The sequence below is a fragment of the Aquirufa regiilacus genome, from assembly GCF_032470275.1.
Classification (GTDB): Bacteria; Bacteroidota; Bacteroidia; order Cytophagales; family Spirosomataceae; genus Aquirufa; species Aquirufa regiilacus.
Window position 1 is genome coordinate 549,881 of sequence record NZ_JAVNWW010000001.1, and the last position, 12,782, is coordinate 562,662.

Genomic DNA, 12,782 nt, shown 5'->3' on the forward strand with positions numbered 1-12,782 from the left:
TTCTTTATTGAATACTTACTAATTCCAATTCAAATGTTAAATCACGGCCTGCCAAAGGATGATTGGCATCCAAAGTCACATGTGTTTCTGTCAAGTCTGTAATTACAACCTCTACCACATGACCACCATCTTGGTGCATGCTCAAGGAAGCACCTAATTCCAATTCAATATGTGGTGGGATTTGTGCACGTTCAATCGTTACCGTATTTTCTGGAGAATGCTCGCCATAAGCCTCAGCCGCAGGGATTACAACGGTTTTTTTCTCACCAATTGTCATTCCCGTTACGCCATCATCGAAACCTTTGATAACCATTCCTGAACCTAATTGGAATTCTAAGGGAGTACGGCCAACCGAAGAATCGAAGATTGCTCCATCATCGTGTTTTCCTGTGTAATGTACGGCTACTTTATCGCCCGTTTTTGCAATAGACATGTTGTTAAAATTAATCCCGCGTACAAAATGGCACCCAGGCAGTAAATAAATTGATTTCTTTTTCTAAGCTCAAAAGCCTATCCTTCAAAGTTCAGGATTTTTTTTGCTTTTTCATAGCCTATTCCGGTCGCTTTAAGCTGCGGCAATAAATATTTAAATAGCCCAAAGAAAGCGTATCACCCAAATCTGCCGCATACTGAAAATCGTAACAGGCGTCGGTCACATTTCCGGTACTCATCAACTTAACCCCACGGTTAAAGTAAGCCTCCGGATAATAAGGATAGATCGCGATGGATTTTGAGTAATCCGAAATCGCTCCCTTTTCATTACCCATTTTGGATTTAAAATAGGCTCGGTAAAAATAGTAGTCGGCATGATCATCCTCTAGGCGTATCGCCCGCGTTATATCAGCCACCGCTCCCGTGTAGTTTTCCAAAAATCCCCGACTAATTCCTCTCGAGAAAAGAATTTGTGGGTGCTTCGGGTATTTAGCATGGGCTAAGGATAACAAATCTGTTGCCTCTTGAAATTTGCCCTCTTTGATTTTCGTTAAGCCCAAATTGTAGTCGATCATACAACCACTCAATAAGAAGCAAGCTAAAATGAATAGGTATCTCATTACTTAAATGTTACAATGGATATTCCAGCACCTCCACGGTCGGCATGTTCATCTTGAACCAACTTAACCTCACGATAGCGCTTTAATTGTTCTTTGACCAAATTGCGCAAAATGCCATCGCCTTTGCCATGTAAAATGCGTACTTCGGGAACGCCTAATAGTAAGGCATCATTCATGTATTGATCTAAAATCACATAGACTTCTTCTCCACGCTTTCCGCGCACATCAAGTGTTAAACCGAAATGAGCCATCCGATCATTCATATCGATTCCGCGCATGGCCGCTCGGGTCGATTTTTCCGCTTTGGGGGCTTTGACTTGTTCCAATCGGTTTAATTTGATGGTACTGCGAATGCCACCCAGCGCAACAACGGCGTCCTTGCCTTTCATTTCCAAGACCTCACCTACAGCGCCTTCGCCGTCCGCTTGTTTAATCGCGACCCAAGAGCCAACAGCAATGGGGCCGTTAATCGTCGCTTTTTGCACTTTTTCAGGTGCAGCAGGAGCTTGAACTTTTAATTTCTTCTCTGAGAATTCATTGAGGCCTTTTCGGATTTCCTTAGTCACCTCTTTCTCAGCGGATTTCTCCTTAATTTCTCGAATGGTCTGTTCAATTTTCTGATTGGCATCTTTGACCAATTGCTTGGCCTCCGATTTCGCCTGATTTAACAAGCGTTTCTGCTCTACTTCTAAATGATTCTTTAAGCTCGCATATTGCTCTTTGATGCTTTCTGCTTGAGCTAATTGAACCGACAAACTCGTGTTTTTTGCTTCCCAAATCTGCTTTTCCGTCTCCGTTTCCATCAACAATTTGTCGAAATCTACTTGGCTTTTGCCTAGCTTTTTACGGGCATTTTCGATGATTTGATTCGGCAATCCTATTTTTTGAGCAATCTCAAAGGCAAAGGAACTCCCTGGTTTACCCATGTCCAAAATGAACTGGGGTTCCAAGTGTGTCGTATCATAGCGCATCGCCGCATTGAATAATCCCTGCTTGCGATCCGCTAAACTTTTCAGGTTGCCAAAGTGCGTGTTGATTGCGCCATAAGCACCCTTGTCGGCCAGTTTCTCCAAGATCGATTCCGCGATGGCTCCACCCAAAGAAGGTTCCGTTCCGGTACCAAATTCATCCACCAACAAAAGCGTTTTCTCCTGCGCATGGGCTAGGAAATATCGCATATTACTCAAGTGCGAAGAGTAGGTACTCAATTCATTTTCCAAGTTTTGCTCATCCCCCATATCCAAAAAGATTTGGTCGAAAAAGCCCATGGTTGATCCCTCTGTCAAGGGTACCAAACAACCCGCTTGGAATAAATACTGCAATAGACCGATCGTACTTAAGGTGACCGATTTACCTCCTGCATTCGGTCCTGAAACGACCATGATGCGTTTTTGGTCATCTAAGGTGATGTCCAAGGCTTTAATTTTCTTGCCTATTTTTGCTAAGGATTCTTCCAAAATAGGATGTCTTGCGCCTTTCCAGTCGACCCAAGGACTCGATTTCAAATGGGGTAAAATGGCATCGTGCTCAATCGCCCAAACGGCTTTGGCACGAACAAAGTCAATAATTCCTATCCACTGATACCATGCTGAAAGCATGGGAACCATGGGGCGAACACGGTCAGATAAACGCGAAAGGATTTGAATGATCTCCCGACGCTCTGCGGATTCCAATGACTTGATTTCATTGTTTAATACCAATGCATCTGCCGGTTCTAAGTAAACTGTTTTGCCTGTATCGGATTCGTCTTGGACAAATCCCTTGATTTTACGCTTATGCTCCGCCGCTAAGGGGATTACCATCCGACCATTACGCAAGGTCAATGAGAAATCTTTACTGACCCAACCTTCCTTATAGGCTTGTTGGATATAAGAATCTAATTTCTTCCGTAGGTTTTGTTCTTCGGCAAAACGTTTCCGTCTTAAGTCACCTAAGGCCGCTGATGCCGTTTCCTTGATTTGACCATTCATGTCAAACACGCGATCTAACTCTTGAATGATCGGAATGATTTGTCGGAAATTAGATCCCTGCTCTTCCTCTTTATTCAGGTAATTTTGCGTGATCTTGGCTATTTCAGGATATTTCTCTCCATCAATGCTTGCGAAAAAACGAATGACCTGATACAGAATGTCCAAGCCACGATGCCAATCGCGCCATTCCTCGGGAGCTAAATAATGCCCATCTAAGGTCAAGGGAGCAAACCACGGTCGTAAATCAAAATAATCTTGTTGGGGCCACTCACCTCCATGCTCCGCCATGATTTGTTTCATCTCATTCACTTGTTCTACCCATTGTTTGACAACGGGAAAACGCGTGGAGAATTTCATTTTGGCCGCATATTCCGAACCCATCGGGCTCAAACAAGCCGCTTGAATGTGTTCCTTGATCTGGTGGAACCCGAGTTTTTCAGCAATGTTTTCCGGATAATTCATAGCTGATAATGGGCTTTAATTTTGTCGATGAGGGTATCGTTGATTTTCCAATAACTTTCTGTGGTCCAACCAGCAACGTGCGGGCTGAATAGGGTCGTGGGGTGTGCTGCAATTTGCTCAAAAAGGGCTTTTTCTGCTGTAGACCACGTGGCCAACTTTTCATTGGGTAATACATCTAGCGCTAGTCCACGTAGTTTGCCGGTTGATAGACCATTGGCGATGGCTTCCAACGAACAAACAGCCCCACGAGAACTATTAATCAAGACAATCGGCTTCTGGAATTGCTCCAGGAATGCTTGATTGATCATTTCTTTGGTTTCTTCAGTTAAGGGTATGTGCAAACTTAGAATATCGGCATGTTCAAATATATCCGCTAAGTCATGTGTCGCTGGGGCATATTTATCATAGGCCATGATTCGCATGTCGAAACCTTGAAGTTTCTTAGCTAGGCTTTGTCCCATGTTGCCAAAACCGATGATTCCCAAGGTTTTGCCTTGTAATTCCCAACCCCGATTTCCTTCGCGGTTCCAGATTCCTTGTCGAACTTCTGAATCCGCGGTATTGATTTTACGTGCCAGTGTGATTAATTGGCCTATCACATGTTCGGCCACCGCATCGCGATTGCCTTCATTGGCACTGAATACTTGTATCTGATTTGCCTCGCAATAATCCACATCAATCAAATCCAATCCTGCTCCTGCGCGCGCAATAAATTCTAAATCTGAATTAGCTAATTCGTCAAGGCCAAGCTTCATTTTGGAACGTAGCACTAATCCTTGATAGCCTTTTAATTGTACGTCTTGGGGATGTATATGGGGCTGATCGTCCACCTCAAAACCCAAGGACCGTAAGTCCGCAGCGAGGGATGGATGAACTTCATCAATGATCAAGACCTTTTTTGCCATAGACTAAACGTGCATACGATTTTTGACCAAATCAATGGCTAAGAAGAATGCATGTAAAAATGAGCTTGGATCAGCTTCGTTTTTACCTGCAATATCATAGGCTGTCCCATGGTCGGGTGAAGTACGGATGATCGGTATACCCGCTGTAAAATTTACGCCTGTCTCAAAGGCGATGTATTTGAAGGGAATTAATCCTTGGTCATGATACATGCCCAACACCCCATCAAATTCCTTGAATTGTGCTTTTCCGAAGAATCCATCAGCAGGGTAGGGCCCGAAAACCAATACGCCTTTCTTGCGGTATTCTTCAATGACGGGTTGAATAATTTCAAGTTCTTCTTGTCCTAATAGTCCCGATTCACCTGCATGCGGATTAAGTCCTAAAACGGCCAATTTAGGCTTTTCAATGGCAAAATCTTCTTGTAAACTTTGCAAGAAGACATCGATTTTGCTTTTGATTAATTCCTTGGTTAATGCTTTGCTGACATCTTGCAAGGGTAAGTGACCCGTAGCTACGCCCATCCGGAAACCATCACTCACCATCATCATCAAGGCGTTTTTTGCCTCGAAACGTTCGGTTAAGTATTCGGTATGGCCGGGGAATTTGAAGTCCTCCGACTGAATATTATGTTTATTGATAGGTGCTGTCACGAGGGCCGAAAGTAATCCTTTATCCAAATCTTGAGCCGCACGGTCTAAGCATGCAAATGCTGCTTTCCCAGCTTCTGGTGTTACTTTACCAGGTTCTACGACTGTGTTAGCATCTTCCCAGCAAGTTATTAAGGATGTGTGCCCTTCCGTAGCTTCTTCCATGGAAGTGATGCTATCGATTGACCAATCCTGTAAATCCAATTGTTTTCGATAGAATTGAATGACTTGTTGGGACCCGTAAATCACCGGCGTACACCATTTTAAGATACGCTGACTGCCCAAGGCTTTCAAAATAACTTCAGGACCGATGCCATTGTAGTCGCCTAAGGTAATGCCAATAAAAGGTTTCGTTGCGCTCATATAAAATGGGTGAAATTTGGGCTTGCAAGTTAAGAAATTTCACATCAAGGAAGTAGATATTTTTTCAGTCGCGTTTATTTTAGTAACGAAGCCAATAAAAATTGTAAATTTTCAAGTTTTGCCAAATAAAATCGCAGTCATCGCACTTAAATCCCAATTATTTTATCATTTTTGTTACAATGCACTAAATTTATTAGCATGCCAAAATCATACGTTAAGAAAATCTCGAGTCTTCTCATCGCAAACCGCGGTGAAATTGCCATCCGTATCATGCGTGCCGCTTCTGAACTGGGAATCAGGACTGTTGCGGTTTACACCTTTGAGGATCGCTATTCACTTCACCGTTACAAAGCAGATGAGGCTTACCAAATCGGAAAAGACAACGAGCCCCTAAAACCTTATTTGGATATTGAAGGCCTTATCACCTTGTGTAAGGCAAAGAAGATCGATGCCATTCATCCCGGGTACGGGTTCTTATCGGAAAACGTGGTTTTAGCACGTCGCTGTAGAGAAGAAGGCATCGTTTTTGTAGGTCCTTCTCCTGAAGCGATGAATGCGTTGGGCGACAAAGTAGCTGCCAAAGTTGCTGCCTTGAAAGCAAATGTACCGATGATCCAGGATTCCAAAGGAGATATGTCGGTGTATGAAAATGCACTATCGGAAGCTCGCCGTATCACCTTCCCCGTGATGGTGAAAGCCGCTGCCGGGGGTGGAGGTCGCGGAATGCGTGTGGTTCGTACAGAAGACGAATTGGAAAAAGCACATTCGGAAGCGAAAAATGAGGCCAAAAATGCCTTTGGTGATGATACGTTATTCATCGAGAAATTCATCGATGATCCGAAGCATATCGAAGTGCAGTTACTAGGTGACCAACATGGTAATTTGGTTCATTTGTACGAACGTGATTGTTCCGTTCAGCGCCGTTTTCAAAAAGTTGTCGAAGTGGCTCCTTCTTTTGGTTTAAAGGAAGAAACGAAGCAAAAATTATATGCATACGCATTATCAATCGGTAAGGCGGTAAATTATTACAATGCGGGTACGGTTGAGTTCTTGGTTGACAAGGACGAAAACATCTACTTCATTGAGGTGAATCCACGTATTCAAGTGGAACACACCATTACCGAAGAGGTAACAGGTATCGATATCGTGCGTACCCAAATCTTGGTTGCGCAAAATTATAAATTGTCGGATCCCGGTATATTCATTCAGAACCAGGAGGATATTCCGCTAAAAGGTTTTGCCATTCAGTGTCGGATTACGACAGAAGATCCATCGAATGGATTTAAGCCCGATTTTGGTACTATTATTGCGTATCGGAATGCAGCAGGTTTTGGAATTCGTTTAGATGAGGGTTCCTCTTATCCTGGTGTGAAGATTTCGCCATATTTCGATTCGATGTTGGTGAAGGTTTCTGCCAAAGGCCGAACCCTTCGTGGGGCATCTGAGCGGTTGAACCGTGCATTATCTGAATTCCGTATTCGCGGGGTAAAAACCAATATTCCTTTCTTGCGAAACGTAATTACCCATCCTGTATTCCAAGAGGGTAACTGTACGGTTCCTTTCATCGCGAATCATCCGGAATTATTTAACATTAAGCCTACACGTGACCGTTCTACAAAAGCTTTGCGCTATTTAGGGGAGGTGATTGTGAATGGTAATCCCGATGTGAAGGTGAAGCCTTCAGCACCATTCCGCATGCCGATTATTCCTTCTGTAGATGAGTTGGCCGAATTCCCACGTGGACACAAACAATTATTGACGGAATTAGGGCCGGAGCGCTTCGCGAAACACATACGCGATTCGAAGCAAGTCTTATTTACCGATACGACTTTCCGTGATGGACACCAATCGCTCTTAGCGACCCGTGTTCGTACACAAGATATGTTGGCAGTAGCCTCCGGTTTCGCGAAAACCTTCCCGAATTTATTCTCGATGGAGGTTTGGGGCGGAGCAACTTTTGATGTGGCGATGCGATTCTTGCATGAATCCCCATGGAGGCGTTTAGAAGAGTTTAGAGAGGCGATGCCAAACATGCTTTTGCAGATGTTGTTCCGTGGTTCCAATGCCGTGGGCTATTCGGCGTATCCTGATAATTTGATTGAGAAGTTCGTTGAGAAATCTTCGGAATCTGGCATCGATGTCTTCCGTATTTTCGACTCCTTGAACTGGATAGATGCGATGAAGGTGTCGATCAAAGCCGTTCGTGAGCGTACGCCAGGTATTGCGGAAGCTGCTATTTGTTACACGGGCGATGTGTTTACGAATGAGAAGTACAACATGCAGTATTACTTGGACATGGCCCGCCAATTGGAAGATGCAGGCGCTCATATCCTTTGTATTAAAGATATGGCAGGTTTGTTACGTCCATTCCAAGCAGAAAAATTAGTGACGGAATTGAAGAAGGCGGTAGCGATACCGATTCATTTACATACTCACGATACAGCTTCGGTTCAATCGGCGACTTATTTGAAAGCAATCGAGGCAGGCGTTGATGTGGTTGATGGAGCTTTGGCGGCGATGTCGGGCTTAACTTCCCAACCGAACTTGAACTCTTTAGTAGCCATGATGCAAGGCCATCCGGCGGATAGTGGTTTGGATTTGGATGCGATGAATGACTACTCCAATTATTGGGAAGCGGTTCGTACCATGTATTTTCCATTTGAGTCGGAGTTGAAAGCAGGTACTGCGGAGGTTTATAACAATGAAATTCCGGGAGGGCAGTATACGAACCTTCGTGGCCAAGCGATTGCCTTGGGTGTAGGTGATAAGTTTGAATTATTAAAAGACAATTATTCGGAAGCGAATAAGTTGTTTGGTGATATTGTTAAAGTGACTCCTTCTTCGAAAGTAGTAGGGGATATGGCCATTTTCATGACGGCGAATAGCTTATCAGCAGAAGATGTATACGCCAAAGGTTCTACCTTATCTTTCCCTGAATCCGTGAAGGATTTCTTCAAAGGAGGATTGGGTCAGCCGTATCAAGGTTTCCCAAAACAATTGCAAGAGATCATCTTGAAAGGAGAAACCGCATATGAGGGAAGACCGAATGACAATTTAGCTCCAATCGATTTTGACAAGGATTTTGCCGCATTTGTTGCGAAATTTCCAGATAATGAAGGCGGATTCTTAGATTACTTGTCATATAAAATGTATCCCAAGGTTTACGAGGATTTTTACAAGAATCAAGCCTTGTACGGGGATTTGTCTGCGATGCCTACACCTGCCTTTTTCTATGGCTTAAAGCAGGATGAGGAGATCATGATTACCATTGAACCGGGTAAGACGATTATCGTGAAGTATCTATATATGTCGGATCCTGATGAATCGGGTTTACGTAATATTACCTTCGAATTGAACGGTCAGGCGCGTCGTTTGAAAATCTTGGATAAAAACATCAAGGTTGAGCGTGCACAGCATGCAAAGGCGAAAGCCAAAGGAGATATCGGTGCGCCTTTACAAGGTCGCTTGAGCCGTATCTTGGTGAAACCGGGTGAGGAAGTGAAGAAAAATGCGCCATTGTACGTGATTGAGGCGATGAAGATGGAATCGATTGTGTCGGCACCGTTTGAAGGGATTATTGGTAATGTGGTCTTGAATGAAGGAACGGTCGTGGAGCAAGAGGATTTGGTGTTGACGTTGGAAGAAGCCAAATTGCCTGAACCCGATGTCGAAGAATATTTATTCGTTTACGGAACGTTGCGTCGTGATTGCGGGAATGATTTACATCGTTTGATTGCGCGTAATTCGGATTATGTGGGCATGGCGACTTATCAAGGCCAAATGTATCAAGTAGCAGATTATCCTGGAATTATTCCCTCAGATAATGCCAAAGATCAGGTGGTAGGGGAGTTGTACTTGCTTTCGAATACGATTAAGTTGTTGAATGTCCTGGATGAATACGAGGAATTTGATTCAGAAAGCTCTGAGAAATCCTTGTTTATTCGTGCGCATGTAACGGTGAAATTAAAGGATAAGGAAATTACTTCTTATGCGTATTTGTACAATAAGCCGATAGATCAGAAAACACGTATAGCTTCCGGCGATTATTTAAAAGGATAATTAGGATGAAAAAGCTGCTTTTGTTCTTGCTGATTTCAAGTCCAATATTCGGTCAAAATCTTTTGACTAAAGCACATGCACATAACGATTATGAACACGAAAGGCCTTTTTACGAGGCCTTTTCGTTGGGCTTTGGTTCCATCGAAGTGGATGTGTATGCGGTGAATGGCCAACTGTTAGTAGCCCATGATGTGAAAGATTTAAAAGCAACTCGGACCTTTCAGAATTTGTATTTGGACCCCTTGGTTCGTGTGTTGGAATCAGGTAAAGCGGGGAATTTTCACCAATTATTAATTGATAGTAAGACTTCTGCTGACTCAACCATGCCCTTGTTAGTAAAAGCCATCGAACCATACAAAGACTTATTGTTGAAAAATAAATTCCGCATCGTCATTTCAGGTAACCGACCTGTGGTTTCGGATTATGTCAAATTTCCTGCATGGTTAACTTTTGACGGTCGGTCGAATGAGGAGGTGCCATCCTTTTTAGCCTCTCATGTTGTGTTAGAGAGTGAGGCATTTTACAAATTTGGTATTTGGAATGGAATAAGTCCGATGACTCCTACATTGCGGACGAAGCTGAAGACTTATGTAGATAAAGTTCACGCTTCTGGACGTGTGGTGCGTTTATGGGCGACACCTGAGAGTTTAATGGCTTATCAGTCCTTGTTGGATTTGGGCGTAGATTACATCGGAACGGATCAATTGATGGCTTTGGCGGAGTATTTGAAGGTAAGCCGTTAGTGTTTGTTAGTCCCAGACTTTAGTTTTGTGATTCCTAGGCTGAAGCCTAGGGTTATAAAAGTATTTAGGTTTTTTCGCACTTGACATTATTATTGGGACCCTTATGCTAAAGCCCAGGGATAATTTTTCTATGTAGAGACGCGATACCTCGCGTCTATTTTTTGTAGATTTTGCAAGATTTTTCTTCCCAATGACATTATTCTGGTTAACCCTAGGCTAAAGCCTAGGGTTATAAAAGTATTTCGGTTATTAGCCATTGTTCCCTTTTTTATCTCTGATATTTTTTGTTGTTTTATGTGATAAAACCTATTTAAACAACTGAGCTCCAACGTCTAATGTCCAACGTCTAACGTCCAACGTCAAAACTCTTACCTCTTACCTCTTACCTCTAAACTCTCACCTATCTATGTTATCTCGTCGTCGATTCCTTGCCCAAAATTCCCTATTGGCTTTGGCTGCATTTTTGCCAACTGCCAAATCCAAATTCTTTCGCATGGGTTATTCAGCTATCACCTGGGGTGGTAAGGATGAATTAGCTATCGAGGAGTTATCTGGGTTAGGATTTAAAGGCATCCAATTGCGTGCGAATACGTATGCCAAATACAAGGACAATCCGGCTGAGATTAAGGCATTATTGGATTCGAAAGGGATGTCATTGGTCATGTTTTCGAGCGGGAATGTGGAAATTGATCCTGCAAAAAAGGAAGCAAATGCTGCGATGCACTTAAATCATGCCCGTTTTGTTAAGGATTTGGGTGGTTCGTCGATTCAGTTAACAAACAGTTTGCGGAAAAATAATATCCCGCCCACGGCTGATGAATTAGCCCGTTTGGCAGTTGCGATGAATGAAATCGGAGCGTTAACGAAAGAGATAGGCATTCAGGCGACCTATCACAACCACATGAATCAATATGGTGAGACGCCGGAGGAGGTTGATGCCTTAGTAAAGGCTATGAATCCAGCCTATGTTCGTTTATTATTGGATGTCGCGCATTACCATCAAGGCGGAGGCAAGCCAGCGGAGGCAGTTTTGAAATACCAAAAGGTTTTACATAGCCTTCATATCAAGGATGTAGAATGTCCAATTCAAGGTGATTCAAATCCGAAGTCATATAAATTCGTTGAATTAGGTCGGGGTAATGTAGATCTCCTTGGTGTATTTGCCGCTTTAGATAAAATCAAGTTTTCAGGCTGGGCTATTGTAGAATTAGATGCTGTTCCTGATAAAGCAAAATTGCCCGTTCAATGTGCTCAAATCAGTAAAGATTTCTTACAAGGTAGAATTGCGTATCAATTTTAGTAAATTGCCGACTTAATTTATTGATATGATTAAAAAGCGCGACGCTGCCATTGGTTTTATTTTTGTGACCTTGTTGATTGATGTAATGGGCATTGGGATTATCATTCCCATGATGCCTACCTTGATTCAAGGTTTTACGGGAGGTGATTTGAGTGTCGCCTCTCAATATTCTGGTTGGCTAATGGCTTCCTATGCCATTATGCAATTCGTATTTTCACCAATCTTGGGTGGATTATCGGATCAATTCGGTCGGAGACCGGTGATTTTAGCATCCCTTTTTGGTTTCTCATTGGATTATTTGCTGTTGGCAAATGCCCCCAACATCACCTGGTTATTTGTAGGTCGAATCTTAGCGGGTATTACAGGAGCAAGTTTTACCACGGCACAAGCCTATATTGCTGATGTGTCCACCGCTGAAAATCGTGCAAAGAATTTTGGTATGGTCGGGGCGGCTTTTGGACTAGGATTTATTGTTGGACCTGCGATTGGGGGCGCTTTAGGTAATATCGATGTGCATTTGCCCTTTTATGCTTCAGCAGCCTTGACGATGGTGAATGCTTTATATGGTTATTTTGTGTTGCCAGAATCGTTGAGTTTAGCAAATCGCCGACCGTTTAATTGGAAGCGTGCGAATCCATTTGGTTCTCTGAAACACATGTCGAAATACCATCCACTTGTTTTGGGATTAATTGCCGGATATTTCTGTGTTCAATTAGCGAGTCAAGCACATCCGAGTACTTGGTCCTATTTTACGATGAAAGTTTTCAATTGGTCTCCTGATGAAGTAGGTTATTCTTTGGCTTTTGTTGGATTGATCGTTGCAGTTGTTCAAGGGGGATTAACGCGTGTCATTACACCCAAAATAGGGGAGCGGAAAGCTATTTCGTACGGTTTATTGCTTTGGGCTTTTGGATTCTTATTGTTTGCATTTGCGACGGAATCGTGGATGATGTACGCCTTTATGGTTCCCTTTGGATTAGGAGGATTAGCTGGTCCAGCATTGCAGAGTTTAATTACGCAGCAAGTGGGTGCCAATGAACAAGGAGAATTGCAAGGAGGTTTAACAAGTCTTCAGTCGATTACAACGATTTTAGGGCCTTTATTTGCATCGAATTTATTCGCTTATTTCACGACTTCGGAACATAATTTTCCTGGTGCAGCTTTCTTTGCTGCGGGAATTGTCGGTTTTTTAGCGTGGGGAATTATCATGCGATCTATTCCTGAAAATAATCAGTAAACTGATAATTGGTTTGAATTAAGGTTTAATGGACATAGAATTA

9 protein-coding genes are annotated in these 12,782 nt (G+C 43.0%); 4 read left to right on the top strand and 5 right to left on the bottom strand.

Annotated elements, in window-relative coordinates:
- Positions 1-4 precede the first annotated feature (4 nt).
- The 5 genes from PQG45_RS02310 to pdxA form a co-directional block, all read right to left on the bottom strand.
- Entirely contained in the window at positions 5-433 is a 429-nt protein-coding gene (locus PQG45_RS02310; protein ID WP_315576662.1) for an FKBP-type peptidyl-prolyl cis-trans isomerase, read from the bottom strand.
- A 118-nt stretch (positions 434-551) separates the two neighbouring features.
- Positions 552-1,052, bottom strand: a complete 501-nt coding sequence (locus tag PQG45_RS02315) for a tetratricopeptide repeat protein (protein WP_315576660.1) — start codon at positions 1,050-1,052, stop codon at positions 552-554.
- Entirely contained in the window at positions 1,052-3,484 is a 2,433-nt protein-coding gene (locus PQG45_RS02320) for an endonuclease MutS2 (protein WP_315576659.1), read from the bottom strand. Before PQG45_RS02320 ends, PQG45_RS02315 begins: the two co-directional genes overlap by 1 nt.
- Entirely contained in the window at positions 3,481-4,389 is a 909-nt protein-coding gene (locus PQG45_RS02325) for an NAD(P)-dependent oxidoreductase (protein ID WP_315576657.1), read from the bottom strand. Before PQG45_RS02325 ends, PQG45_RS02320 begins: the two co-directional genes overlap by 4 nt.
- Positions 4,390-4,392: 3 nt before the next feature.
- Positions 4,393-5,400, bottom strand: a complete 1,008-nt coding sequence (gene pdxA, locus PQG45_RS02330) for a 4-hydroxythreonine-4-phosphate dehydrogenase PdxA (RefSeq protein WP_315576655.1) — start codon at positions 5,398-5,400, stop codon at positions 4,393-4,395.
- Between the two features lie 198 nt (positions 5,401-5,598).
- On the opposite strand from pdxA, the gene PQG45_RS02335 reads away from it, so the two are divergent.
- From PQG45_RS02335 to PQG45_RS02350, 4 genes are all read left to right on the top strand, one after another.
- Positions 5,599-9,459 carry a pyruvate carboxylase gene (locus PQG45_RS02335; RefSeq protein ID WP_315576653.1) on the top strand — a complete coding sequence of 1,287 codons (3,861 nt, stop codon included), beginning with the start codon at positions 5,599-5,601 and terminating at the stop codon, positions 9,457-9,459.
- Between the two features lie 5 nt (positions 9,460-9,464).
- A complete protein-coding gene (locus PQG45_RS02340) occupies positions 9,465-10,202 on the top strand; it encodes a hypothetical protein (protein WP_315576651.1) in 738 nt (245 codons plus the stop codon).
- Between the two features lie 406 nt (positions 10,203-10,608).
- Entirely contained in the window at positions 10,609-11,502 is an 894-nt protein-coding gene (locus PQG45_RS02345) for a sugar phosphate isomerase/epimerase family protein (protein WP_315576649.1), read from the top strand.
- A 25-nt stretch (positions 11,503-11,527) separates the two neighbouring features.
- Entirely contained in the window at positions 11,528-12,739 is a 1,212-nt protein-coding gene (locus tag PQG45_RS02350) for a TCR/Tet family MFS transporter (RefSeq protein ID WP_315576647.1), read from the top strand.
- The last annotated feature ends 43 nt before the right edge of the window (positions 12,740-12,782 follow it).